Genomic DNA, 24,822 nt, shown 5'->3' with positions numbered 1-24,822 from the left:
TACTTTATGAAAGAATTCTCATGGGTTGCTAATCGTGTAGAAAGGTTATCTTCCTTCTTACGTTCACAGCTACCCGACTATAAAAAACAAATCATTTTTGATTCTGTGCGTTATCACGGTTGTCGTGTAAACGGTCACTTAGAAAGGTTCGAATCTTATAAAGTTCAACCTGGAGATCGGATTACCCTCACCCTACAGACAAGATCAGAGCCAAAAATTCTTTGGGAAGATTCACATTGTTGCATTTATGACAAGCCTTCGCACATCTCTACAGAAGATCTCACAAAAATCACAGGACTCATCATGGTCCATAGGCTAGATAGAGATACTACGGGATGTATCCTATTTGCCAAAAATACAAATGCTGCCAATGCTCTCTCAGAACTGTTCAAGAAACGAAAAATACATAAACAATACACGGCTTTAGTTTTTGGTCATCCAAAAAAATCTTCAGGAACGTTAATTTCTTATACGGCTCCTAAATCACGTCGTTGTGGTGCTGTAATTTTTGGAAATACAAATAAAGATTATGGAAAATTAACGATTACAAATTGGTCTGTATTATTCTCTTATCAACAATACACCTTGATGCGCTGCGAACCTGTTACAGGAAGGACACACCAGATTCGTCTACATATGCAAACGCTTGGTCATCCGATTGTTGGCGATGTAGATTATGGCATGAAAGAACAACCAAAAAATGTATTTCGTCCTCTACTCCACGCACATGCGTTAACCTTCACATCGCCATTTTCTCAAGAAAAGATAGATGTTACAGCATCCTCATCCGGAGATCCTAGAGAAGCAGCCTCCCACCTACTACTTAAATCTTAAACTTGAGTTTCGGACATACCTCCGGCGTTACCTCCTCCATTATCGTTACCATTGCCTCCTCGAGGACGCGCTCCTTCTTGATCATAATTACGTCTATTTTGATTATCCCCTCCTCTAGGAGGTGCCACTCCCAATCCAGCAGCGGTAGCACGTGGAACTGTTAATCCCGTTGGTTGTGTTATGACAGGAGTCGTAGGAGTAATTCCTGCAGCTAACATCCATCTACTAGAGAGATTCATTAACAACTGTTGTCTAGAATTATCTCCAGGATTTCTCATTCTTCTTACGCGCTCAGCCTGTTCAGCAAAACATCTTGTTGCCAAATCAAAATAAGGATTTATCGGAGGAGCATAAGGAACAGGTCCACGAACACGCTCATTCATGAAACGACGATGGTCTATTTCAGAAATTAACTGTTTTATTTCTCTTCTATTGTATATTTTTGCTTCTTCAATATTTATAGAATCTGGGACGATACAAATACCTCGACAAGCAAGAATCATACATACAAGAGTCATTAAATCACTCACATTGATCCAAATCTGTCGTCCTCCATGAGATGCCTTTATTAAAATCTTTCCTAAATCCTGCATTACAGCTGCAGCTGTGATCACACCTAAGGGTCCTGGAGTATTTTGATGACGTGATACCACTGTAAGTTCAGTCAAGGTAAGTGCGATTTTTTCCATATCAAAATGTGATGCAGCCATAACACCCCTATCCCCACCCCATTGATGGAGAATACGCACACACTGCTCTATTTGCTTTATGTCGATGTCACAAACACTTGCCATTCCTGATACGAAAGCTCCCCGCAAAAAGGTACTATTCAAAATCTTTTGGTAGTCTTGTGCAGAAGCTGCCCACATAGCATTTGTTTTGTTTTTTAAAATTTCTGGAAGTTCTCTAGAGCAGTTCCTACATTCCTCCCTGATTCTCTTCATAGGAGGAAGTGTTATAGCAGTACTTCCTGATAAAAGACCCACAGTATCAATTCCTAACCTACTCAATGCCATAAGAAATATAGTGTCACCAAACATATCCTCTATTTCTTGTAATTCCCTCTCTAAATTTCTTCTTGCATCAACTTGCACTCCACAACAATTTCCAAATAAGCCGCATAAACACCTTCCTAAGCTCCCACAGCCACACTGTCCATCATTACAGCCACATCGAGGACAACAACAATTTCCCTCACAACATGTATGACAATTATCATAGCAAAATCGTCCTCCACGTTGTGCAGATTCACTTGTTGCTGCTGCTGCAATAATAGATGCTAGAGATCCAACGGCAGTACCTACAGGACCTGCCAAACCTGCTAATCCACTCAATGCTTGTACAGCTGTTCCTACATTGGATAAAGTAGAACCCTGACCGCTCACTAAGCTCGCTAAAGCTCCAAGACCTTGCTGTAAAGCTACACCGTTTTGTCCTCTGAGCAAACTCAAAATAGATTGTGCACCTTGTTGGTAAGGACCAGGAGTCGTCGCAATACCTTGAAGCAAAGATAACAACAATTGTGAACCCTGACTAGAAACACCACCAGGACTTTGTGTAAATAAACCTAAAAGTGCTTGAATCGCGTGTTGTGTTGGATTCACTCCAGGAATTGGTTGTGTAGTAATACTAGGTGTTGGTGCAGGAACTGGAGTAGGTATTGGTGCTGTCTCTCCTGAGACTTGTGTTAGTAAAGTTAAGAGTGCCTGTACTCCGGGATTCGTACCAGGCGTTGGTGTAGGGGATGTCTGCACAGATGTAGGAGGTTGGGGTATCGTCCCTCCAGAAGCTTGCGCAAGTAAAGTTAAAAGCGCTTGCATATTATTATGATCTGTAGCTGGCGTAGGTACAGGAGCTAGTTGTACGGTTGGGGGTTGCGTAAGAACCGGGCTTGAAACAGGCGTTCCACCACCTTGTGTGAGCAGGCCTAAAAGAGCCTGAATATTTACAGAGGTAGCTACACCTCCACTAGGACCGGGTTGTGATGTAATTATAGGAGGATTAGGTGTAGAAGATCCACCAGTTTGTGATGTGGCATTTCCTCCGGAAGAACTACCACCCTGAAACCAATCATAAATACTAGAAGCTAAACCCCTCACCCCTCCCGGACGCTGAGTTCCATTTTGTTCACCTCCTGTTCCACCAGTATGTGAACTACCATCATCAAAAATAAAACCGGGGTTTGTATTACCTCCACCTGTAGGTGATGTCATTTCTATTCTCCTTAACCAAAACAATAAACAAAGGGGAAATTAACCCGAAGTCATTGATTTTAAAAAATTAGTGCAAAAGAGATTAGAGAAGAAAGAATGAAATGTATAGGAAAAATTTGAATTTGCAAAAAAAAATGAGCATGTAATAGCCATGTTTGTTGTTTCTTGTAGTATCCCTTACGGCTAGGAACTTGTGAACAACGCTTAGGTTGAGTTATTACACGCTCGGAGTTATTGATTTTCGGAATAGCCCTGGCTATTTCGAAAACAGTTTATTTAATTATACAGCAGTTTCGCGATACCCCCCGGCAATATTAATACCTCTTGAATTTCTAGTTACAACAGGATAGTCTACCTCATCATTTCCTTGTGCGGACGGACTCTTGAATACTAAGCCTGCGGCCATTAACCAAGGCATTGACATCTTAATAACAAGATTATCCCTAACTTCAGTTTTTGCTCGATCTCTCAAAGGTTTGTATCTATTGTCTCTCTTAGATGCATTTCTAGCTATATGACTGTATAAAACAGAGGCGTTCAAACTGGCTCTGATATCACCTTGCTTACCTCTCTCTATTTGAACACGATGATTTTCAATTGTAGCGAAAAGATTTTTGATTTCTTCAGCATCATGAATTCTTGTATTCTCAGAACCTTCTCCGTCAACAACAGAAAGATTTTTATGCGCTAAAACAATACAAACTAACGTCATGAGATCTTCAGTAGATAACCAAATATTGTCTCCTGTAGCTGTTGCCGCAGAAAGAATTCTAGATACATGCATCATAACAGAAGAAGCCTCAGTAGCACCTAATTTACGCTGTACTTTATCTCCAGCTCTCATAACTTGAAGAGAGACAAGAGAACTTACTAATCTATCAGAATCAAAAGGCTCATTATTGGAAATAAAACCATAAGATCCCCAGGAACAATCAATCATTACTTTCGCACGTAATTTATTATCATGGATTGCGATATATTGATTCGACAAACCTGAAATGATGCCTTCTTTAAGAACCGGACGAGATAGAATATCTGCATAATTAGAAGCCGCCTCTCCCCACATCTCTCTACTTTTACCTTTAATAATTTTATTAAGATTTTTTGAAGCAGACTCACATGCAACTTTGACTTGATCTAGAGAAGGCATAGCGACACGTTTACCAGAAAGAAGGTCTACGGTGTTTATACCTAAGTTATTCAATGCCACTAAAACAACAGCTGAACTGTATTTTTGTTCCAACTTTCTAAAATCTTCTTCCGTAATACCACCTCGACGGGTATCTAAATTGAAACATCCAGCAAAAAGCCCACATAATAATGAACCAAAGCCTCCGCAACCAACAGCTCCATCAGCACATCCACAGCCTGCACAACCACAATTTCCTGCACAGGAATCTGCACAGCCATCATAACATGACTGCATAACGCGTCGCGTTGTTTCACTTTGCAACACTCCAGAAACTATAGAAACTATAGAGACTGCAGTCGCCACATTTGAATCTCCACCGGGATGTGTAGCTTCATGCAAATTTTTAATCGCGAGTAAGAAAGCATCTAATCCCTCAGGAATAGGTAAGCCAAAGGCACCTTGTAATACACCCATTAACTCTTGTAACAGTACTAAAGTGATAGCACCACCTTCCCCTTTAAAGAAGGTAAATAATATCTGTAACTGTTGAGAAGATTGAAATGTAGGTGTCGACATGATTATGTTGCAAAACTTGATAATGTCTTTTGTAGAGGTAAAATCACCCTCTTTAATCAAATCCAATAATTCTTTGTATGCTTCTCGACTCATACCCCCAGATATAAGATCTAGAAACGTTTTGACTCTACCTCCACTAATATTGTCGCAAAGCAAATCCTGTTTTACAAGATCGATAAAGAAACCGAATAATTGCGTACGCAATAATGAAGAGCTCGGAGTTGTTGTTGCTGCTGCTTCTAAAGAAGTAGTTTCCATGTTTTCAAAAAGTGAAATATCATCTAAACAATTCATACTCACACGTGAAGGTTCTGTAAGTATAGAAGATCTTGCAAAAAGCTCAGCCCCACATGAAGCAGAACGCACTCTATTTTCTATTTCATAATCTTCTCGATCCTCATACAATTCTTTTAAAAGTTCTACACAAGTCAAACCTTCTGTTTGTGATGCTCTATCATTTTTAAATGAAGACATATCTACATAAATGTCTTCTAGACTTGTATCTAAAGCTGCGAAAGCCATAGAAACAACTGCTGCAGCTGCTTCTCCCGCATCGGAAACAAAAGCAGAAGAAGTCAGAGTAGAAGTACTCGGTAACGTTTGTGAAGATGAGGTTGAGTTAGTTAACGTTGTTTCAGCAACAGCAGAAACCAATGATGTGTTCTCTGTAACATTAGACTCTTCTTTCGGTTCTTCATAACCAAAAAAAGAACGAATATTCCCTAGTGGAAATGTCATGATTTTTCTCCTATTTTAATTTTATCCTATTAACTTACAGATCACACTAAACATAGGATTTGCCTTGCAAACATGTGCAAGGGGCAGAGAGTTTATGTCTGAAAAACTAAAATGTAAATAAAAATTTTAATTGACACCTCGGGAAATTAAAAAAATTTTTATTTCTTTTTAGGCTTGTAAGAACGGGTTTTCAAAGAGTTTCGTAATAATAGAGAAATCTGCTAACCTCCTCATATTATCAATATGAACGTAGAAATAGGGTTGACAGATGTTGAATATCGATTTAACTGGCAAGATAGCTTTTATAGCAGGAATTGGTGATGACCAAGGCTATGGCTGGGGAATCGCTAAAGTACTAGCAGAAGCAGGAGCTACGATTCTTGTAGGTACCTGGGTACCTATTTACAAAATCTTCTCCCAATCTTGGGATTTAGGGAAATTCGACGAGTCAAGAAAACTATCCGACGGAAGTCTCTTAGAAATCAAAAACGTTTATCCTATGGATGCAAGTTTCGATAAACCTGAAGATGTTCCTCAAGATATTGCAGAAAATAAACGTTACAAAGGGATCTCAGGATATACGATTTCTGAAGTTGTTGAACAAGTAACGAAAGATTTCGGTCATATTGATATTTTAGTCCATTCCCTAGCTAACAGTCCGGAAATTTCTAAACCACTTTTAGAAACATCGCGCAAAGGTTATCTAGCAGCATTAAGTACTTCGAGTTATTCTTTAGTTAGCTTATTAGCACATTTTGGGCCCATTATGAATCCCGGTGGCAGCAGCATTTCCTTAACTTATTTAGCTTCTTCACGTGCTGTACCTGGCTATGGAGGCGGTATGAGCGCAGCAAAAGCTGCATTAGAAAGTGATACCAAAATGCTTGCTTGGGAGGCAGGAAGAAAATGGGGAATTCGGGTAAATACTATTTCAGCAGGTCCCTTAGCCAGCCGTGCAGGAAAAGCCATCGGATTTATTGAACAGATGGTAGATTATTATTTAGATTGGACTCCTATTCCTGAACCTATGACAACAGAACAAGTAGGGGCTGCTGCTGCATTTTTAGTTTCTCCGTTAGCTAAAGCAATTACTGGAGAAACTCTCTATGTAGATCATGGAGCAAGTATTATGGGAATTGGTCCTGAAATGCTTCCTAAGAATTCTTAATTCTGTGATATCTCTCAATACCTGCCTCCCATGCCGGAAGAATTCCTAAATCTTTCGCTGGGGAGGCAAGGAAATCTGCAGTGCTATGCATATACTTAGGAGCAGAGTTCATCACTATCTTAAAGTCACCACGCTCTATCAAATCAATATCATTAGCATCATCTCCAGAAGCCATTATAAAAGGCTTTTGTCCCTCATAAATTAAATCAACTATACGATCAACAGCATAACCTTTAGATACAGATTTGTCTGTCATGAATAAGATGGCATAGTCAAAATCAAAAGGCCAACGCATGAATGTGATAGTCAAATTCTTAACTAACTCTTTAGACTGGTTAATTCTTTCTTGTATCTTTTCTACTTCATTTTTTTTACCAAAAATTTTTGCAACAGCAAACATTTCATGAGGATAATCCCTAGAGAGCTTTTTACTCTCTACTAGTCTCTCTCTATCTTTTGCAACGGGGAAATACACAGGATCTAAATGACGTAAGAGATCTTTTTCACTAGGACAAGATGTAAACCGATAATATCGATCTTGGTTCATTGCTCCAGATTCTATGGAAAAAATTACATCACCATCTTCCACACACATCTCTAGTGTATGTAAAATCTCATTAGGGATATCTCGAAAATAAAGAAATTTATTCTCCTCCGAAGACCAAACACACGCACCATTTTGACATCCTAATAAATATGGAACTGAAAGATCCTTAAATAACTTATTCGCATAAGAAAAGTATCTTCCTGTAAGGAAAAATAACTTCCATCCAGAATTATAAAGATTATTTAGGCTCTTGATAATTTCAGGATGTAAATGATGTGGGAGGTGCGTAATTGTACCATCTATATCCGTAATCAATAATTTATCCATAAAGCAGGTTTACCTTTCCCTTAAACTTACTATAATTTCTCTATCCACCTTGTCCCAACATAGTGAAAATAGATTGATCATTTAAAAAAATTACATCTATTTTAAAGAACAAAATCAACATAAAACATGATAAAAAACGAAACTATTAAAAATCCTTCAAGATCGATCTGAGTATATTCTCTTAAGTTTCAAAATTAGTCTCTTAATTACATCGCTCTTGCAGGAATATACAAAGTTACAGTTTAATTTGTTCTTGGAACCTATCAAACATTAACTCGTAAAGAACTGATCGAAAACAATTCGTTAGTGAAATGCTCTAAAATTAAATTGTTTCTTAGTTGTTCTACGACTATAGAAATACCAAAAGGTCTTAAACATGCCTTATAAAATTTTTTCTTATCTAACATTTTGTATGGATGATCTTGCTCTTGCCGATACTTCCAGTGAGCAAATAAATTTCCAAGGAATGTTTCCAGAAAATATGAAACTGGAAATGTTTAAAATGTTAGGGTCTTTAATACTACTTCTTACGCTATTTGGCATTGGAGTCTGGGCATTTAAAAAGTTTCTAAAATCTAAAGGTCAAGGTTTCGGAAACTCTTCAACCATAAAAATTCTCGATAAACGCGCTCTAAATCCGAAAACTTGCATCTACATCATCCGCGTAGTAAACAAAATTCTCGTCATTGCAGAATCAGGAGAAAAAATTACCTTACTTTCCGAATTTCCTCCAGATACAGATATCAATGAACTCCTACAACAAAATGAAAAAAAAGGGCCTCCGTCTACTTCTGATTTTCTTAGTAAGAGCCTACGGAAATTTCATAAGGGTAAGAAAGTAGACAGTACGCAGGTTTCTAACCTTACTGACGAAGCAGTTTAAGCATATTTTATGAATAATTTGGAGTATTTTAAATGACAACATGGTCTTTAAATCAAAACAACCTATCAAAATATCTCACACATGCAGGATTAGAACCTCTTTTAGAAAGAGAGAGCGGATTAACTTACATCAATATCCAAGCTGAAGATCACGAGCTACCTTTATTTTTTGTGATTCGTAGTAAAGGGGAAATCCTGCAGTTGATCTGCTACTTTCCCTATCAACTCTACGACAACCAAAAAGAATCCACAGCACGCCTTCTCCATTTGCTAAATAGAGATGTCGACATTCCTGGATTTGGAATGGATGAAGAACAAGGACTAATTTTTTACCGTTTGGTAATTCCTTGTTTAAATAGTGAAATTAATGAAACACTATTGCGCGTATATATCGACACAATTAGATTGGTCTGCGATAGTTTTTCTCATGCTATAGGTTTGGTATCTTCAGGAAATATGAATCTTGATGAATTGAAAAAACAAGCCCGTAAAGAAAGACAGGAATAATTTAGGAAAAATTTGATGACAGCACTAATTTTCTATGATACGGAAACTACAGGGACACAGATAGATAAAGATCGTATTATAGAAATTGCTGCCTATAACAACATAACTAAAGAATCTTTTGTAACTTATGTAAATCCTGAAATTCCCATTCCTGAGGAAGCTTCAAAAATCCATGGAATTACCACATCCACAGTAACTTCGGCTCCAAAATTTCCAGAAGCCTATAAGCAATTTTGTGATTTCTGCGGAAATGAAGCTGTTCTTGTTGCTCATAACAATGATAGTTTCGATTTCCCACTACTTGAGAAGGAATGTCGTAGACATTCCTTAGAACCTCTATCCTTACGAACAATAGACTCATTAAAATGGGCACAAAAATATCGCCCCGACTTACCCAAACACAATTTACAATATCTGCGTCAGGTGTATGGTTTTGCAGAAAACCAAGCCCACCGTGCTTTAGACGATGTGATTACCTTACATAATGTATTTTCTGCGCTTATTGGAGATCTTTCCGCAGAGCAAGTACTTGCTCTAATGGAAGAGAGCTACCATCCTAAAGCATTTAAAATGCCTTTTGGGAAATATAGAGGTAAACCTCTAACTGAAGTTCCTGCATCTTATATCCAATGGTTGGAAAATCAAGGCAACCTAGATAAAGATATGAAAGCCGCTATCGACTTAATGAAACAAATGACATGATACTCTCAGCTGCATTTTCACCTTGCCCTAACGATATTTTCTTATTTCGTTCTTTTTTAGAACGTCATGAAGGCTTCTCATTGTTAAATCAAATTACCATTGCAGATATTGCAACATTAAACGAACTAGCTTTACAACACCGCCATCCATTAATAAAAATATCCGCAGCACTATTTCCAAAGGTGGCTGACAATTATACCCTTATGGAAGTGGGAACCACTATTGGTTGTGGTGTAGGTCCTTTAGTTTTAGCTTTAGATCCCGAATCACCTATAAAATCTATAGCAACTCCCGGAGAAACAACTACGGCTCACCTACTCTGTAGGATATTCTATCCCGATGCGGAACTTACACCTATGAAATATAGTGAGATAATTGCTGCTGTTTTACGTGATGATGTAGATGCGGGCGCGATTATTCATGAGGAGAGGTTCAGCTATGACTCACAGCTATTTTTAAGAGCAGATCTTGGCAGGCTGTGGGAAGAGAGAACACAACTTCCCCTACCTTTAGGATGTCTTGTTGTATCAAAAACAGTTCCACAAACTGTTGTAGATATTTTAACCCTAGCGTTAAGAAAATCTCTATTTCTAGCATTAAAAGATTCTGAGGGCTCTGAAAATAAAGCTTTGGAATACTCTAGAAATAAAGATACCGCAGTTATTCGACAGTTCATCAACACATACGTAAATGATGAAACTCTTATGTTATCTAATTCAGGGAAGAAATCTCTTTATACATTATCAAATTATGTTAGCTGCGTTATCTAATTACTTTTGTAAAATTCTTCTTGTTCTCGCAGATATGAATGAAGCCAAATCCCTCATTGCAGATTTTGCTTTCACTCAAGCTGATAAAAATTTCTATCAATGTCGAGATTCACATATGTCTATAGCTATGGACATGATTCTTTTAGAACAATGGGGAGAAGATGGTGTCATCAAAGCTTTAAGAAATATTCAACTAGAACACTATGATTCCTGTGTGAATCTTGGCTTTGCAGGAAGCTGCTCTCCTGATCTTCCTTTGCAAACTTTCTATACCATCGATAAAGTATCTCAGCTTAGTAAAACGACTCCAGAACAACTCGATTCTACAATTGAATTAGCAATTACAGCTATTCCCAATCTCCCAAGAGCCAATTTAGTTTCTGCTCATGCTCCTTATAAATATGGATTTCATGAAACATATCAGCTTGTGGACATGGAGGGATATACTGTCGCTAGGTTATGTAAAAATCACAACTTACGTTGTATGATGATAAAAATCACTTCAGATTATGCTACGCAAGAAGGTGGAGAATACATTAAGCAACACAGGAATGTATTAGCTGAAAAGCTTTCTTACGCATTTACCTCTTCTATCTATGATATTGTAGACACTTCTATCCCTAGCCAAATCTAATTCATGCTTTAGCTAAGAGAAAGCGGGGTAATCAATTCTGGATTTGTAGATGGTGATGCTTCCCAATCTTTAGTTCCTGACAATTCCCACATTTTCAAGAAAGCAGGACACGAAGATAAAAGCTCATCTTTCATTCCCTCAGCAACTTTCTTACCATGTTCCAAATAGATTACCCGATCTACATATTCAAGAGTCGAGAGCTTATGAGCAATGATTATTTGCGTACACTGACCTTTTAGCTGTCCGATGATCTCTTTGATATAGTTTTCACTAATAGCATCTAAAGAAGATGTAGCCTCATCTAAAATCAATATAGAGGCATTCTTCAATAAGGCTCGCGCTATAGTTAATCTTTGCTGCTGTCCCCCAGAAAGATTTTTTCCAGATTCCTCAAGAAGACTATGTATTCCTTGAGGCATTTTCTGAACAAATTCGTAAGCATAGGCTTGCTTTAATGCGTAGATAACATCATCTTCAGGGATATCCTTACCACAGGTAAGGTTATTCCAAATAGTATCATAAAATAGAAATGGGTTTTGTAAAACACAGCCTATATGATTCCTAAGAGAGGATTTACTGTAATCCTTAATAGAAACTCCGTCTAAAAGAATTTCTCCCTGCGCTATCTCATATAACCTAGGAAGCAATTTGCTAATTGTTGTTTTTCCACTTCCTGTAGGACCAACAATGCCAATTGCCTCACCTTTGTTTATTGTGAAGTTTAGCCCTTTAAGAACCGTTTTCTTATTATCGTAAGAAAACGAAACATCACGAAATTCCACACTTCTTGTCAAACCTAAGAATTCCTGACTATCCTCAGATTCATTATGAAGGTCTGGATGAGAAAGTACCTCATAGAACCTCTCAGCAGCTGCACAACCTTTCATAATGGTTGTATTCTCATCTCCGAATTTCTTCACAGGATCATAGATAAGATACAATAATCCACAAAATACAATGAGCTCTTCAGGAGGAATATTGAATTTATAAAGACCAATGATCACAACGAAAGCAAAGAATAGCGAAGCTATTGTATGCAATAATGGTCGTGGAAGTAAACCATAGGCTGCGCTTTTTTCTTCCAAAGCAGCAATCTGACTGTTTTGATCACAATATTTCTTAAAAGCAAAGGATTCCGTACGAAAGACCTTTACAGTGACAATTCCTGCAAGAAAATCTAAAAGCACTGAAGAAAACTTATCCTGATTTTTCTGTATTCTTTTCGCTAAGGCTTTAATTTTTCTAGCAATGATCACAATAGGAAAAATCAACACAGGAAAAGCAATGCACACCAAAAGGGAAAATTTCCAGGATATCGATAAACATACGGCTAAGGCTAATGTCAAAGTTATTGGAGCTTGAACATAGTTAACCATTAAAGAGTTCACTGCTTGAGCAATACTCGTGGAATCAGTAATCACACGGCTACTAAGATTTCCCATATCGTGCGTATGGAAAAATGTCATAGGAAGTTTTTGTAGAGCTTTGAAATAATCTCTGCGAAGATCGCAACTTACACGAATAGCAACTACTTGAGATAAAAATCTCTGAAAAAACAAAGTTATAGCTTTAAAAATTGCTACAATAACTAAAAATAAAGCTAAAGAGCCGAAACGTGATAGATCTATATACTGAGAAATAAGACGTGATAGCCTACTAGTTATGGATGTGGTTCCCCTTCCATAACGAGAAATATAAGCATTGGCTTGTGCAGAAGTTATCGTATCAGAATTAGGAGAAATGTCCGACCATCTCTCTAAAATCTGCTCTTTGCTTAACTGGGAAGCCTTTGTAAGGCGGTTATTTTCCTTGCGGGCGAAAAGAACAAAAGCGTCAGGTCCTGTTTTTGCTATAATACCTAAAGAAAAAATCTCTGCTTGAGAAGAGACGGTTAGTCCTAAAATAGCAAGTAAGGAAAAACCTAATAGCGTGAGATGCTTTTTATGCCTCAGGACCGCCTTCAGAAGAAGTTTCATAGAGACCTATAGTTCGAAATTTCTGATACCGCTTTTCTAATAAATCTTCTATCGATAGGTCTTTTAATCGTAACCATTCCTGAAGTATAAAATCCTGAACATCGCGATATACAGCAGCTGGATCGTGGTGTGCTCCACCCACCGGCTCCTTAATTACAACATCCACAATAGCAAATTGCTTGAGATCCTCACCATGCATTTTTAACATGGCGGCCGCTTCACTATTCTTTTTAGGATCTTTCCAAAGAATAGAAGCGCAACCTTCGGGAGAAATTACAGAATAGTAAGAATGTTCCAACATAGCAATCACATCTCCGATTGCCATTCCTAAAGCACCCCCAGAACATCCCTCACCAATAACAAGAACAATAATTGGGGTCTTTAATCTAGCCAGTTGGAAAAGGTTGTTGGCAATAGCCCATCCCTGACCACGCTCTTCAGCGGTAAGACCGGGGAAAGCTCCAGGAGTATCTACTAGAAAAACGATGGGCAAGCCAAATTTCTCAGCCATTTTCGCCAGACGTAGTGCCTTACGGAAACCCTCAGGACAAAGCATCCCAAAGTTTCTATGCATACGAGAAGAGGTATCACACCCCTTTTCTTGACCAATAAGCATAAAGCGTTGGCCTTGAATTTTAGCTAAACCCCCAACGACAGCGGGGTCATCACGAAACGTACGATCTCCACAAAGCTCAACAAACTCCTCACACATTCCATCAATGTAGTTCACTGATCGAGGACGAGAAGGATGGCGGCAAATTTGCACACGTTCCCATGGTGTCAAATCGGAGTAAATCTTCTCTTTTAACTTATCTAAACGCCTTTCCAATTTCTGTATCTCTGAGGAGGATAGTAAAGAATTTTTTTTATTTTTTTCTTTAAACTCGGCTATCGTTTTCTCGTACTCTACCACTTGTTTTTCGTGGGGAAGAAGCTCCATAATAACGTTATCTCCTCTTACAGAAAGGATAATTTTAATACAAATAATTCTTAAAAAACAATTATAAGATCATTTTATTGTGAATTTTCAAAAAAATAATAAACTATTAATTGCGTTTTTCAAAAATAACAGAGACGCTGGCGTCTTGATAGGGAATATTAATCAAAAAATTACTTCCCCAAAACCTTTCTTTTCCCTGTAAAGAAAAAATTTCCATATGGGGACTGGAGCATAGGATGCGTAAGGAATCCCGTTCTCCATGAATTATTACATCGTTAGTCGGACCCTTGTAAGAATCTAGAGAACTTGATCGCAATCTAGGCCCTTCAACTACTTGGCAATTTTTCCCCTTACAGAAAATTGAGAATGTGGAGTTATGTGGATCTTCTTCTATCGAAGAGCGTACTTGACATTGTCTTTCGGAAATCATGATATGGTGACGGATTCTAGATCCCAAGTAAGCATCTTGTAGATAAGAAAAACCCGTGGATCTCAAACAGGGTATAGTGGTAGCGCAAAGAAAGGAAATTTCAGTAGTATCTTTATTTTCTATAGAAGAAAATTCCTTCACCATCCCACACAGGCCAAATCCCTGACAATCACTAATATCTCCATAGCATGGGCCGTAATTTACTACACCGACATCTCCGGAATAATAAGCCCCAATACCACTTTTACATCCCGATCCAGAAACAAAAGTAGATGCAGAACGTGTTCGCCGCATCCAGAAACCTAATTTTGAATCTGTAAAACTATACTCGCTAGCTACCTGTTGATCTAACTGGTATAAAAAAGACTTACTCAATGTGGTCTTTTCCTTTATAGGTCGAGTATGTTCCTGACTCCATAAAGCAGGAAAAATCGTAGCTTCATGCATAAATAATGCCTGTTGAAAAGAGTTCATCATTTTAGCATGTTTTAAACTGTCATCATAGAATCGAGAGATCTGTAAAAGCAAAAGTCCAAGTTCTGCATGCTCTCCTGGATAAGGAAGCCCTCCCCAAGGAAAACCTCCACGGCAAAATAGACGTACAGCACCAGAGCATTCTTGTTCTAATTTCAAGAAATCTAATCCCAAATCTTGCCCTTCTTCCAAAGCCATAAGCATATAAATTGCTCTTGCTATGTCATGGATCTTAATAAGAGGATGATGTCGGAAAAACTTGAAAACAAAATCGCGAAGTTTCTTATCCTGACAGGCATAGATTAATTGCTTAACCTGCGAATCAAAATTCGAATGGGGAAACACTTCGATACATTCTTGTAATCTTAGCTGTGATCCCATCACCATTCACAATTTTTTACTCAGAAACGGATTGCGTCCAGACAATAATAACAAAAAACTTTAGAGTCAAGTCTCTAAGCAATCCTAAAAACTTGACCCTGATAAATTAGATAAAAGAGAAAGGCACGAAATTAGGAATGCTTCGAAGGAGTTTCGATTAAACGCTTCATTCTTTTTCCTGGAGTAAATTTCACGGCACGTCTCGCAGGAATGTGAATGGGAACAGTAGCGTTTTTAGGATTGCGACCTACTTTAGGTTTTCTTTCTACAACCTGCAAAACGCCAAAATCTCTAAACTCTAACCTATCACCTTTGACTAGAGCATCTGTCATTTTATCCAAAAAATTTTGGATTACAGTACGCACATGATTCGGATGAATCTTGTGATCCTGTGATATTGTACTGATCAGTTTTTTCTTGGTCATGGTAGCCATATTAGCCGTTGCCTCCTAATTAAAGTGCCCTAAAGTAACTTGTTGAGTAGCCCTAAATAATAAACTTTTGAAGTATATGCGTATCATATCTATTCATCCTTTGGATTCAAGACATTTTTTAAAAATACGTGGTTGTTCTATATCGTTATAAGTAACGAAAATTCATATTTGCCAAAACTTATGATTGCTGCATCTTACAGTCTGACAAAAAATTTCTAAGCTTTCATATTCTAATTTAATAACGGCAAATGCGTGACTTCTTTAACCTAACTTGATAAAGTACTGAGCCTGGTGTCCTCGTAGCTCAGCAGGATAGAGCGGTTGCCTCCTAAGCAGCAGGCCATGCGTTCGAATCGCATCGAGGACGACCCCTTCTTTCCTTCATTCTTTCTCATTTAGAATTTTAACTCGCCTTTGCAGAAAGTTTTCTGGTCTTAATATTTACTAAATTTGTTTTTTGAAAGTTAGGACCAGTAAGAAACGTATGGATGCCTTCAGCTATGCCTTTGGCTATATGCATTCGGTAGCGTGCATCTAAAAGCGCGGCTCGTTCTCTAGAATTAGAAAGGAATCCAGTTTCAATTAGAATTGCCGGCATTGTTGTTTCGCGGATAACAGCGAAGTTCCCGTTCTTCACTCCTCGATTTTTCAATGCTCCGTTTTTTTGCATTGCACTTAAGACATCCTTAGCTAGAGCTTCCGAAGCCAGGCTTCTCGAAGCAACATTATTTTTACCATTATAAAAATATACTTCAGTACCAAAGGCTGATGTATTAGACGAATAGTTACAGTGAATACTGACAAAGATATCAGCTTTGTTTTGATTTGCTAAAGCCGCCCTTTTCCCTAGATCTACATAAATGTCTGATGTTCGGGTAAGAACTGGTTTATACCCCATTCTCTTGAGATAACTCTGCACTGAAAACGCAAGAGATAAGGTTAAAGATTTTTCCTCATAATGGAACTCTTTACTCGCAGTTCCTTGATCTTTACCCCCGTGTCCGGGATCAATAAAAATCACTTCACTACGACGTACGCGTTGTGGAGGTGCACTTTCAGCTGCAACACCTCCTAGAGTCACTCCGAAAACACAGAGAGTAAGCAAGATATAACGATTAGACATGAGATGACAATACCTCGCGTACAATTTCCTTATCATCAAAAGCGATAGTTTGATGTTTAAAGATCTGGTATGTCTCATGCCCTTTACCTGCCACTAACACTATATCCCTATCTGAGGCAATGGACAAAGCATATGTAATTGCTTGTTTTCTGTCGATTTCGATAGAAAAATTTCTTTTTACAAAACCTGAACAAATTTCGTTAATGATAGTTTCTGGATCTTCCCCTCTGGGATTATCTGAAGTAACCACGGCAAATCCGTACCTTTCGACTACTTGAGCCATAATTTTTCGTTTGCTCTGATCTCTATCTCCTCCACATCCAAAAATAACAATGAGCCTTCCCTCTTTAGGGAGTAGAGTATGTAATGTCTTACATACGTTTTCTAATGCATCTGGAGTATGTGCATAATCAATATAGATAGGACAAGGTCCGGAAAATACGGGTTCTAAGCGCCCTCTAGGAGATTCTACATTCGCTATTAAAGAGATTAGCTGCTGGAAATCACAATTGCATTGTTGATGCACAACTGCGATAGCTGCAAGGATATTATAAACGTTATGCTGTCCTATCAAAGGTAGATGACATGGAAAAGATTCCCCTTTATAGATCAAATCAAAGTCCGTTCCAAAAGGAGAGGATCGTAAATTTGCAGCTCGATAATCTGCTGGACGTTCTATTCCATAAGTGACAGGTCGCGCTTGAGTGACCTCTAAAAATTGCGAAGCATAAGATAAATCACCATTCACAACAGCTAAACCTGTAGTAGGAAGCATTGAAAACAACTTGAGCTTCGCTTTTACATACTCTTCAAATGAGCCATGGAAATCTAAATGATCTAAGGTAATGTTAGTTAAAACACCGATATCGAAATTCACATCAGCCAACCGATCTACAACAAGACCTATGGAAGAAACTTCCATAACTACAGCCGCAAGATTATTTTTTACCATCTCAGCTAAATACTTTTGTAATAGACAAGATTCAGGAGTGGTATAACCATCTTGGATACGGTTATTTCCTAAAATATGTTCGATAGTTCCTATTAAGCCCGAAGGCTTATCACAAGCATCAAATAGAAATTTTATCAAATGGGAGACCGTAGTTTTCCCATTAGTTCCTGTAACGCCGACAACACAGAGATTTTGAGAAGGATAGTTATAATACTTCGCTGAAAGTTCTGACTCAAGTCGGGAAAGATCCGAAGAAATAATTTGAACAACAGATAAAAAGGGATTGTAGATCGAAGAAACTACAGCAATAGCGCCATTCTCAACAGCAAGAGAGGAAAAATCATTGCCATCACAATGTTTGCCTTTAGCAGCTATGAAAATATCTCCATATCCAACATTACGGGAATCTTTGGTGAGATTCCTTACTTCTACAGGAGAAATGGTCCCATAGATTTTAGCTTCTACGTTGTAAAGGAGTTCTTTCAAATTCATTTTTTTAGCCCGGGGTCCTTCTTTTAGAAATGACCGCCTCTATATACACAATTGTTCCTAATATGTCTGTAGGTACTCTTTTTTCTTTGAATAAAGAAAGAAGGCGCCACTCGTGTTCATAAGTTATAAATAAGCTTCCAAATATCAGCGATGGCTTAAAAAAATTACCGCCGAACTAGTTTACTTACAACAATTAAAATAGTCCATCTAATTTTTTCCTCTGCTTAAAAAATAGTCTATTTTTAGTGAAAAGAAATCACTCCTTAATAAAACTATATCTCTCTAAGTCAGGAGTACAATATGAATGAAGAGAAAATAAATCTCCGTTTTTACTATGAAGCTAGCGAACGCCACTTATATAGAAATAATCAAGATTTTGTTATACATGCAAGGGGTTTTCCAAAAATTATACAGATAGGATGCATACGCAATCATCTGGGCATTATGCACAACGACTGGCTACTAAATAACAAAAAATCTATTTTAGAAACTCTTGCACGCACCCTCCCTATATTAGGAAATATCTTAGGAGCCGCCAAGCTCTTTAGTATATTCGCAGCTCCCACTCAAGCAGACAGTAAAATAGATATCACCTTTCATACCTTTGCAGCGATCTTAGAAATACTTAGCCTTGGTTTAATTGTGCTAATATTTAAAATAATTTTTACAATTATCAAAGTACTCGTTAGCCTCTGCAAGAGACAGTCAACATTTGCTCAATCCCACACTCTCTACTATAACACAGCAGTATAAATCTACTTTCCTGAACGGTTCCATTCCTCATATAGCGATTTCATAGAAGCGACTTCCTTTTTATAATCGTACTTTTGTTTATCTGCGGGAACTCCCAGATAAGATAATACGCGATCAGCAACCCGACCAAAGACTGGAGCAGCGCATCTACCCCCCATATAATTCTTAGTACCGTCTTCTCGAACTCCATGATCAGGATCATCTATAGAAACAAGCATAACAAGAGGAACACAAGTTTCTTCTGCAGGGTGTATCGGGGTGATGCCAATAAATGAGGCAATATGGCGATGCTTATCATATTTCCCATTTACAAGCTTTTCAGTTGTTCCTGTTTTTCCCGCACTAGAATGGTTTTTAGGAGAAGCTCGAAACCCCGTGCCTCCAGGATATGTAGTAAATCGGGTAGCTTTTAATACCTCATCAACAATATTTTGAGAAAGGATCCTTTCCCCTCTAACTCGAGGATGCAACACATATTCTTGTCCAGAGGTCGCTACAATTTTTTTTATCAAAGTAGGACGCACATCATAACCACCATTAGCAAGAATGGCATAAGCTCTTACCATTTGTATTCCTGTAGCGAGAATATTGTATCCCATAGCAAGAGAATACGGTGTGGATAGGGACCATTCAGGAACACCATTGATATGGAAACGCTTGGGCGATGGCACCAATCCTGACGCCTCTCCCGGCAATTCTATTCCTGTTTTCTTTCCGAATCCTAATAACGATAGTTTTTCTTCATACCAATGGCTCCCTAGATTCTGCACTATACGATCAGCAAGTTGTGCTACATAGACATTAGAAGATTTTTGAATCGCCATATACATATTCAAACGACGATTTGATGAAATATCCTTAAGAGGAAATTGCTTTCTTCCAGGAAAAATAGTACGAGTAACATCAATAGGTTCGGAAGGATCAAATAAAGATTTTCCTGATCTTTTTATCATCTCTTCATTTGCAAGCAACCCAATAGCTATAGTAAGAGGTTTCATAATAGAACCCGGTTCGAAAACATCACTTACTGATGTCACCTTCGTATGCTCTATCTTTTCTTTATCATTGAAAAAATCTTTATACTCTGCAGGATTAAAAAAAGGATATTGCGCTAAAGCAAGAATATCTCCGGTATAAGCATTCATTAGAATCAATCGTCCACCCTTAGCTCGGGCTTCTTTCACACCTTTTTCTAATTCCTCTTCAGCGATTGTCTGTATACAAGGATTAACCGTGAGATAGATATCCGATCCATCCCTAGGGATTTTTGTAACTTTATCGAGATCTAAACGATTTAAAGGAGAACGCAAAAACTTTCGTTCTCCTGGTTCTCCTTCAAGAATATGGTTGAAATACGCTTCTAATCCCCCAGTAGGAAAGGCTTTTCCTGTTTTCTCATCCTTTACTTCTCTAAGGGTATGGAGAACTTGACCTAGAAGCTTCCCAAAAGGATAAGATCTTTGATAGTCAGTCATAAAAAATAAAGCATTAGAAGGTAGTTTAGATTTGGATGCGTATCCCCTCCACCAAGAAAGAATTCGATCACGCTCCGCACGATCTAACCAGAGAAACAATTTCCTATGTCGAGATTTTTTATCAAATTCCCCACGCAACTTCTCATAATCCCCATCACCAATAAGATTGAATATTTTCTCAGCAATGGTATCACGATGTTCCTCTGGAATCGCTATAGAATCCAAACAAAGGTGAAACTTAGTAATATCTACAGCTAGAGGTTGTCGTTGTTCAGGATCTCCCTTACGAATATCCATCTGAGAAAAGAATGTTCCTCTGCGGAAAGGATCCTTAACTCGAAATTCATGCTGCCCCAACGCTTCCGCAGCCCAACGCTTCCCTTCACAAATCTGAATTTTGTAATAACGTATAATAAGGAAAGAGTAGGAGAGCAACACCCCACAAGTGATCATTGTTAAGTATTTACGATGATTCATAAGTCACAACACAAACACTATCTTCTGTTGGATACTGGAGATATTGATATTCAGGAAGGCTTGCTATATGCATGAGATGTTCAGGACTCTCTAGTTTATCAATAAGGAAGCCCAGAGCGATGTTTTCTTGTTCTCTTTGACGTAACTTTGACCACAAAGAAGGAATTTCTAATCGTAATTTAGTCAGATCATTTTGTTTATTGATATAGGAATAAAGTAAACCGCCTAGAAAGCAAAAACAGAAGAACAGACGTAGAAAACGATATTTATTCATAAGGATTTCTTTTCAAAGCAACGGAGTTTTGCCGATCTACAACGAGGATTTTTCCTCGTTTCTTCATATGTAGGCATAACGACTTTCTTAGTAAGAATTTTCCCTAGCCCTGATTTCTCTGCCTCTCTAAAAAACCATTTTACAGGACGATCTTCCGAACTACAAAATGAAATAATCACCAAACGCCCTTCAGGAGCAAGCCAACGCATAGCAGACTCCAGTAATACTTTCAATTGCATGTCCTCTTGATTTACATACACACGCAAAGCTTGAAAAATCAAAGTTAGTGGATGAATTTTTTTACGTAAGCGATACGAAGGAAAAACCTTTGCAGTTGCTTCTTTTAAATCTCTGACAGTAATAATTTTCTTATGCTTTCTAAAATGCACTACAGCCTTGGCTACGTTTTTCCAATGAGGCTCTTCTCCGTATTCACGAAAAATTTTGCCTAACTCCTCTTCTCGAAGTGTGTTCAATACTTCACTTGCCATAATTCCTTTGGAGATATCCATACGCATATCTAAATTATGATCCTCACCCTGAAAACTAAAACCTCGGGATAAAGTATCTAGTTGCATAGAAGAAACTCCGAGATCGGCAAGTATACCGTCATAAACATTTTCCCTAGGATCTTTAGCGAGATCCTCGAATGAAGCGTGATGAAGGTGCACGCGATCTCCAAATTTCTCTAAACGCTCTTTTGCCAAAGATAAAGCTGAAATATCGCGATCAGAGCCATCATAAGAAATTATAGAAGGATAGGCAGAGAGAAAAGCCTCAGCATGACCTCCAGCTCCTACAGTGACATCACAGAAAGATCGTGGATTTCGATCAGAAAACCAAGATAAACATTCATTTACTAATACTGGAATATGGGAAGGAGTCTCAGACACAAAAACGCCCAAATCATTCTAAAAACAACGATGCAAGAAAAACATACACCATTAGAGAGAATGGGAAAAGATTTCTATTATTTGTCATTCTCAATTTTAAGAATAATTAAGACTATTGACTTTTTCCTTTACCCTATTATGATTTAGAAAGTAGGGTTTTAAAGGCTGTATTATGGTAGAAATTTTTAATTACAGTACCTCTGTTTACGAAAAACACGCGTCTAACAATAAAGTAGTGAACGATTTCCGTAAGGAAGTTCACATGGAAAGTCTGACGATCCGTGATGTAGCCAAGCATGCCCAAATTTTGGACATGACACCAAAACCCTCGGCTTTATCTTCTCTTATGCAGACGAATAAGAAAACCCATTGGGCTTTCTTTTCACCTCCTAATAACTTCCATAAACAACGATTCTCGACTCCCTATTTGGCCCCTTCACTAGGCTCTCCTGATCAACAAGATGATGATTTAGAGAAAATTTCTTCCTACTTAAAAGTACTAACTCGAGGGAAATTCTCTTATCAAAGTCGTGTAACACCTTTTCTCTCTTACAAAGATCAAGAAGAAAGCGAAGAAGAGGAAGAAGAAGGTTCTGATTCTGAAGAAGACGTTATCGTTCAAGAAGGAAAAATCTTACTCAAAGCTATTGATCTAGGATTGAAATCTTCTAATATCATGATCGATTACGTTATTTCTCGTATTTTTCAATTTGTTCAAGGCTAAAATATGTTGGATAATGAATGGAAAGCCATCTTGGGATGGGGAGATGAAGAACTCGAAGAGTTACGTATTTCTGGATATATATTTCTTCGTCAAGGACATTATCAAAAGGCCATCCTCTTTTTCGAAGCCCTAGTCATTTTAGATCCATTAAGTATTTATGATTTCCAAACTCTTGGCGGATTATATTTGCAGATCGGAGAAAATGCCAAAGCTCTAGGAGTCTTGGATCAAGCTTTACGTATGCAAGGAGATCATCTTCCTACATTACTAAACAAAACCAAAGCTCTCTTTTGTTTAAATCGTATTGACGAAGCCTCTGCTATAGCTGTCTACCTTACATCTTGTGAGGACTCTATGATCGCTAATGATGCCGAAGCTTTGCTTATGAGCTACACAAAAAAAACAATTAAAAAGCCTGCTGCTATTTCTCGTTAATCTTGTGAGCACTCATTCAGGAGTACTTGCGTTCCTATTTATAATAATTTCTCATCTATTTGAAATCACCCTAGTGTTTTTTGCAGAAAAACTATTGATTGCTTATCAATAGCAATGGTACATTGGCAATTTCTTCCTGAACGAGCATAAGTTGCCCGTCTATAAGGAAATTCTCGATATATTAAAGAGAGCAGCATGTTAACCTGTAGTGATTGTAGTACTTGGGAACAGTTTGTGAATTATGTTAAGACACGTTGCTCCAAAACGGCTTTTGAAAATTGGATTTCTCCTATTCAAATCATAGAAGAGACACAAGAAAGAATCCGTTTAGAAGTTCCCAACATTTTTGTTCAAAACTACCTTCTTGATAATTATAAACAAGATCTGTGTTCTTTCGTTCCCCTTGATGCCCAAGGAGAACCCGCTTTAGAATTTGTTGTTGCAGAAATTAAAAAAGCTCCTACGCAACTTGTTGCTCCTCGAGAGCAGCAAGAAAGCCCTGCAGAAACTTTTGAAGAATCTAAAGACTTTGAACTGAAATTAAACACAGCTTACCGTTTTGATAATTTCATAGAAGGCCCTTCAAACCAATTTGTCAAATCTGCAGCTGTGGGTATCGCAGGTCGTCCCGGACGTTCTTACAATCCTCTATTTATCCATGGAGGTGTGGGCCTGGGAAAAACACATTTACTCCATGCTGTAGGTCATTACGTCAGAGAACATCATAAAAATCTTCGTGTTCACTGTATTACCACAGAAGCTTTTATTAATGATTTAGTACAGCATCTTAGACTGAAGTCTATCGATAAGATGAAGAATTTTTATCGTTCTCTAGACTTACTTCTCGTCGACGATATCCAGTTTTTACAAAATAGACAGAATTTCGAAGAAGAATTTTGTAATACTTTTGAAACATTGATTAATTTAAATAAACAAATCGTCATTACTAGTGATAAGCCTCCAGGACAATTGAAATTGTCAGAACGTATTATTGCTAGAATGGAATGGGGATTAGTTGCTCACGTAGGAATTCCTGATTTAGAAACTCGCGTAGCAATTTTACAACATAAAGCAGAACAAAAAGGTCTGCATATTCCTAATGAAATCGCATTTTATATTGCGGATCATATTTATGGAAATGTCAGACAACTTGAAGGAGCTATTAATAAACTTACTGCTTATTGTCGTTTATTTGGGAAAACACTTACAGAAAATATCGTTCGAGATACATTAAAAGAACTTTTTCGTTCTCCTTCTAAACAAAAAGTCTCTGTAGAAAGTATATTAAAAAGCGTTGCTACTGTCTTTCAAGTAAAATTACAGGATCTCAAAGGTACGTCGCGTTCTAAAGAACTCGTTTTAGCACGTCAAGTAGCTATGTATCTTGCAAAAACTTTAATTACAGATTCTTTAGTTGCTATAGGTTCTGCTTTTGGGAAAACACATTCCACAGTACTTTATGCTTGCAAAACTATAGAACAAAAAATAGAAAAAGATGAAACTCTAATACGTCAAATTAGTTTATGTAAAAATCACATTGTTGGGTAATCGAGGAGGAT

The 24,822-nt window shown here is 37.8% G+C and carries 23 protein-coding genes and 1 tRNA gene; 12 read left to right on the top strand and 12 right to left on the bottom strand.

Going from position 1 to position 24,822, the window contains the following annotated elements:
• The first annotated feature begins 6 nt into the window (after positions 1–6).
• On the top strand, positions 7–834 hold the full coding sequence (locus O1W69_RS04100; RefSeq protein WP_375793293.1) for a pseudouridine synthase: 828 nt from the start codon (positions 7–9) through the stop codon (positions 832–834).
• Here the strand turns inward: O1W69_RS04100 and O1W69_RS04095 are convergent.
• Positions 831–3,047: a hypothetical protein gene (locus O1W69_RS04095; protein WP_375793292.1), complete on the bottom strand. Its 2,217-nt coding sequence runs from the start codon at positions 3,045–3,047 to the stop codon at positions 831–833. The two genes, O1W69_RS04100 and O1W69_RS04095, sit on opposite strands and share 4 nt — an antisense overlap.
• A 280-nt stretch (positions 3,048–3,327) precedes the next feature.
• Positions 3,328–5,493 (bottom strand): hypothetical protein, encoded by a 2,166-nt coding sequence (locus O1W69_RS04090; protein ID WP_375793291.1) that lies wholly within the window; start codon positions 5,491–5,493, stop codon positions 3,328–3,330.
• A gap of 268 nt (positions 5,494–5,761) precedes the next feature.
• Here O1W69_RS04090 and O1W69_RS04085 point away from each other — a divergent pair, with 268 nt between their 5' ends.
• Complete coding sequence (locus tag O1W69_RS04085) at positions 5,762–6,661, top strand: enoyl-[acyl-carrier-protein] reductase (protein WP_375793290.1); 900 nt, start codon at positions 5,762–5,764, stop codon at positions 6,659–6,661.
• Here the strand turns inward: O1W69_RS04085 and O1W69_RS04080 are convergent.
• Positions 6,648–7,535: an HAD-IIB family hydrolase gene (locus tag O1W69_RS04080; protein WP_375793289.1), complete on the bottom strand. Its 888-nt coding sequence runs from the start codon at positions 7,533–7,535 to the stop codon at positions 6,648–6,650. The genes O1W69_RS04085 and O1W69_RS04080 overlap by 14 nt on opposite strands.
• Positions 7,536–7,911: 376 nt before the next feature.
• On the opposite strand from O1W69_RS04080, the gene O1W69_RS04075 reads away from it, so the two are divergent.
• From O1W69_RS04075 to O1W69_RS04055, 5 genes are read left to right on the top strand one after another with little or no spacing between them, the layout of a single operon-like run.
• Positions 7,912–8,418: a FliO/MopB family protein gene (locus tag O1W69_RS04075; RefSeq protein ID WP_375793288.1), complete on the top strand. Its 507-nt coding sequence runs from the start codon at positions 7,912–7,914 to the stop codon at positions 8,416–8,418.
• Positions 8,419–8,450: 32 nt separating this feature from the next.
• Positions 8,451–8,924, top strand: coding sequence for a YbjN domain-containing protein (locus tag O1W69_RS04070; protein WP_375793287.1), 474 nt, complete (start codon positions 8,451–8,453; stop codon positions 8,922–8,924).
• Between the two features lie 15 nt (positions 8,925–8,939).
• On the top strand, positions 8,940–9,626 hold the full coding sequence (locus tag O1W69_RS04065) for a putative quorum-sensing-regulated virulence factor (protein ID WP_375793286.1): 687 nt from the start codon (positions 8,940–8,942) through the stop codon (positions 9,624–9,626).
• Positions 9,623–10,396, top strand: coding sequence for a 1,4-dihydroxy-6-naphthoate synthase (locus tag O1W69_RS04060; protein ID WP_375793285.1), 774 nt, complete (start codon positions 9,623–9,625; stop codon positions 10,394–10,396). Before O1W69_RS04065 ends, O1W69_RS04060 begins: the two co-directional genes overlap by 4 nt.
• Positions 10,377–11,030 (top strand): hypothetical protein, encoded by a 654-nt coding sequence (locus O1W69_RS04055; protein WP_375793284.1) that lies wholly within the window; start codon positions 10,377–10,379, stop codon positions 11,028–11,030. Before O1W69_RS04060 ends, O1W69_RS04055 begins: the two co-directional genes overlap by 20 nt.
• Positions 11,031–11,038: 8 nt before the next feature.
• Here the strand turns inward: O1W69_RS04055 and O1W69_RS04050 are convergent, their stop codons facing one another.
• The 4 genes from O1W69_RS04050 to O1W69_RS04035 form a co-directional block, all read right to left on the bottom strand.
• The gene (locus O1W69_RS04050) at positions 11,039–13,006 is read right to left on the bottom strand and encodes an ABC transporter ATP-binding protein (protein WP_375793283.1); all 1,968 of its coding nucleotides are present in this window, start codon (positions 13,004–13,006) and stop codon (positions 11,039–11,041) included.
• Complete coding sequence (locus O1W69_RS04045; protein WP_375793282.1) at positions 12,972–13,946, bottom strand: acetyl-CoA carboxylase carboxyltransferase subunit alpha; 975 nt, start codon at positions 13,944–13,946, stop codon at positions 12,972–12,974. Before O1W69_RS04045 ends, O1W69_RS04050 begins: the two co-directional genes overlap by 35 nt.
• A 106-nt stretch (positions 13,947–14,052) precedes the next feature.
• Complete coding sequence (locus tag O1W69_RS04040; RefSeq protein ID WP_375793281.1) at positions 14,053–15,237, bottom strand: hypothetical protein; 1,185 nt, start codon at positions 15,235–15,237, stop codon at positions 14,053–14,055.
• Between the two features lie 125 nt (positions 15,238–15,362).
• The gene (locus tag O1W69_RS04035) at positions 15,363–15,665 is read right to left on the bottom strand and encodes an HU family DNA-binding protein (protein WP_006344016.1); all 303 of its coding nucleotides are present in this window, start codon (positions 15,663–15,665) and stop codon (positions 15,363–15,365) included.
• 293 nt (positions 15,666–15,958) lie between these two features.
• Between O1W69_RS04035 and O1W69_RS04030 the strand changes: the two genes are divergently transcribed.
• A tRNA-Arg gene (locus O1W69_RS04030) sits at positions 15,959–16,032 on the top strand.
• Between the two features lie 36 nt (positions 16,033–16,068).
• Here O1W69_RS04030 and O1W69_RS04025 read toward each other — a convergent pair.
• Together O1W69_RS04025 and O1W69_RS04020 are read right to left on the bottom strand one after the other, a co-directional pair.
• Positions 16,069–16,788, bottom strand: coding sequence for an N-acetylmuramoyl-L-alanine amidase (locus O1W69_RS04025; RefSeq protein ID WP_375793280.1), 720 nt, complete (start codon positions 16,786–16,788; stop codon positions 16,069–16,071).
• The gene (locus O1W69_RS04020) at positions 16,781–18,232 is read right to left on the bottom strand and encodes a UDP-N-acetylmuramoyl-L-alanyl-D-glutamate--2,6-diaminopimelate ligase (RefSeq protein WP_375793279.1); all 1,452 of its coding nucleotides are present in this window, start codon (positions 18,230–18,232) and stop codon (positions 16,781–16,783) included. The genes O1W69_RS04025 and O1W69_RS04020 overlap by 8 nt, the downstream gene beginning before the upstream one ends.
• A gap of 300 nt (positions 18,233–18,532) precedes the next feature.
• Here O1W69_RS04020 and O1W69_RS04015 point away from each other — a divergent pair, with 300 nt between their 5' ends.
• On the top strand, positions 18,533–18,985 hold the full coding sequence (locus tag O1W69_RS04015) for a hypothetical protein (RefSeq protein ID WP_375793278.1): 453 nt from the start codon (positions 18,533–18,535) through the stop codon (positions 18,983–18,985).
• Positions 18,986–18,987: 2 nt separating this feature from the next.
• Here O1W69_RS04015 and O1W69_RS04010 read toward each other — a convergent pair whose 3' ends face one another.
• Genes O1W69_RS04010 through rsmH form a run of 3 tightly spaced genes read right to left on the bottom strand, consistent with a single transcriptional unit; the run spans position 18,988 to position 22,104 of the window.
• Positions 18,988–20,937 (bottom strand): peptidoglycan D,D-transpeptidase FtsI family protein, encoded by a 1,950-nt coding sequence (locus O1W69_RS04010; RefSeq protein ID WP_375793277.1) that lies wholly within the window; start codon positions 20,935–20,937, stop codon positions 18,988–18,990.
• Positions 20,924–21,211 (bottom strand): hypothetical protein, encoded by a 288-nt coding sequence (locus O1W69_RS04005; RefSeq protein ID WP_375793276.1) that lies wholly within the window; start codon positions 21,209–21,211, stop codon positions 20,924–20,926. The genes O1W69_RS04010 and O1W69_RS04005 overlap by 14 nt, the downstream gene beginning before the upstream one ends.
• Positions 21,208–22,104 (bottom strand): 16S rRNA (cytosine(1402)-N(4))-methyltransferase RsmH, encoded by an 897-nt coding sequence (rsmH, locus tag O1W69_RS04000; RefSeq protein WP_375793275.1) that lies wholly within the window; start codon positions 22,102–22,104, stop codon positions 21,208–21,210. Before rsmH ends, O1W69_RS04005 begins: the two co-directional genes overlap by 4 nt.
• A 172-nt stretch (positions 22,105–22,276) precedes the next feature.
• Between rsmH and O1W69_RS03995 the strand changes: the two genes are divergently transcribed.
• The 3 genes from O1W69_RS03995 to dnaA all read left to right on the top strand — a co-directional run bounded on the left by O1W69_RS03995 (position 22,277) and on the right by dnaA (position 24,811).
• On the top strand, positions 22,277–22,828 hold the full coding sequence (locus O1W69_RS03995; RefSeq protein ID WP_375793274.1) for a DUF5399 family protein: 552 nt from the start codon (positions 22,277–22,279) through the stop codon (positions 22,826–22,828).
• 3 nt (positions 22,829–22,831) lie between these two features.
• Positions 22,832–23,263, top strand: coding sequence for a type III secretion chaperone (locus O1W69_RS03990; protein ID WP_375793273.1), 432 nt, complete (start codon positions 22,832–22,834; stop codon positions 23,261–23,263).
• Between the two features lie 195 nt (positions 23,264–23,458).
• Positions 23,459–24,811: a chromosomal replication initiator protein DnaA gene (gene dnaA / locus O1W69_RS03985; RefSeq protein WP_375793272.1), complete on the top strand. Its 1,353-nt coding sequence runs from the start codon at positions 23,459–23,461 to the stop codon at positions 24,809–24,811.
• Positions 24,812–24,822 lie beyond the last annotated feature (11 nt).

Source organism: Chlamydia sp. 12-01, from assembly GCF_042234205.1.
GTDB lineage: Bacteria > Chlamydiota > Chlamydiia > Chlamydiales > Chlamydiaceae > Chlamydia.
This window is presented reverse-complemented; position numbering and strand designations above follow the sequence as displayed.

What these genes read in the sequence shown, in the direction of transcription:
- O1W69_RS04060 (WP_375793285.1), top strand. Translation starts at nt 9,623, where the DNA reads ATGATACTCTCAGCTGCATTTTCACCTTGCCCTAACGATATTTTCTTA.
- O1W69_RS04100 (WP_375793293.1), top strand. Translation starts at nt 7, where the DNA reads ATGAAAGAATTCTCATGGGTTGCTAATCGTGTAGAAAGGTTATCTTCC.
- O1W69_RS04035 (WP_006344016.1), bottom strand. Translation starts at nt 15,665, where the DNA reads ATGGCTACCATGACCAAGAAAAAACTGATCAGTACAATATCACAGGAT.
- dnaA (WP_375793272.1), top strand. Translation starts at nt 23,459, where the DNA reads ATGTTAACCTGTAGTGATTGTAGTACTTGGGAACAGTTTGTGAATTAT.
- O1W69_RS04020 (WP_375793279.1), bottom strand. Translation starts at nt 18,232, where the DNA reads ATGAATTTGAAAGAACTCCTTTACAACGTAGAAGCTAAAATCTATGGG.
- O1W69_RS04070 (WP_375793287.1), top strand. Translation starts at nt 8,451, where the DNA reads ATGACAACATGGTCTTTAAATCAAAACAACCTATCAAAATATCTCACA.
- O1W69_RS04045 (WP_375793282.1), bottom strand. Translation starts at nt 13,946, where the DNA reads ATGGAGCTTCTTCCCCACGAAAAACAAGTGGTAGAGTACGAGAAAACG.
- O1W69_RS04085 (WP_375793290.1), top strand. Translation starts at nt 5,762, where the DNA reads ATGTTGAATATCGATTTAACTGGCAAGATAGCTTTTATAGCAGGAATT.
- O1W69_RS04075 (WP_375793288.1), top strand. Translation starts at nt 7,912, where the DNA reads ATGCCTTATAAAATTTTTTCTTATCTAACATTTTGTATGGATGATCTT.
- O1W69_RS04005 (WP_375793276.1), bottom strand. Translation starts at nt 21,211, where the DNA reads ATGAATAAATATCGTTTTCTACGTCTGTTCTTCTGTTTTTGCTTTCTA.
- O1W69_RS04050 (WP_375793283.1), bottom strand. Translation starts at nt 13,006, where the DNA reads ATGAAACTTCTTCTGAAGGCGGTCCTGAGGCATAAAAAGCATCTCACG.
- O1W69_RS04080 (WP_375793289.1), bottom strand. Translation starts at nt 7,535, where the DNA reads ATGGATAAATTATTGATTACGGATATAGATGGTACAATTACGCACCTC.
- O1W69_RS04015 (WP_375793278.1), top strand. Translation starts at nt 18,533, where the DNA reads ATGAATGAAGAGAAAATAAATCTCCGTTTTTACTATGAAGCTAGCGAA.
- O1W69_RS04040 (WP_375793281.1), bottom strand. Translation starts at nt 15,237, where the DNA reads ATGGTGATGGGATCACAGCTAAGATTACAAGAATGTATCGAAGTGTTT.
- O1W69_RS03990 (WP_375793273.1), top strand. Translation starts at nt 22,832, where the DNA reads ATGTTGGATAATGAATGGAAAGCCATCTTGGGATGGGGAGATGAAGAA.
- O1W69_RS04095 (WP_375793292.1), bottom strand. Translation starts at nt 3,047, where the DNA reads ATGACATCACCTACAGGTGGAGGTAATACAAACCCCGGTTTTATTTTT.
- O1W69_RS04090 (WP_375793291.1), bottom strand. Translation starts at nt 5,493, where the DNA reads ATGACATTTCCACTAGGGAATATTCGTTCTTTTTTTGGTTATGAAGAA.
- O1W69_RS03995 (WP_375793274.1), top strand. Translation starts at nt 22,277, where the DNA reads ATGGTAGAAATTTTTAATTACAGTACCTCTGTTTACGAAAAACACGCG.
- O1W69_RS04055 (WP_375793284.1), top strand. Translation starts at nt 10,377, where the DNA reads ATGTTAGCTGCGTTATCTAATTACTTTTGTAAAATTCTTCTTGTTCTC.
- O1W69_RS04010 (WP_375793277.1), bottom strand. Translation starts at nt 20,937, where the DNA reads ATGAATCATCGTAAATACTTAACAATGATCACTTGTGGGGTGTTGCTC.
- O1W69_RS04065 (WP_375793286.1), top strand. Translation starts at nt 8,940, where the DNA reads ATGACAGCACTAATTTTCTATGATACGGAAACTACAGGGACACAGATA.
- O1W69_RS04025 (WP_375793280.1), bottom strand. Translation starts at nt 16,788, where the DNA reads ATGTCTAATCGTTATATCTTGCTTACTCTCTGTGTTTTCGGAGTGACT.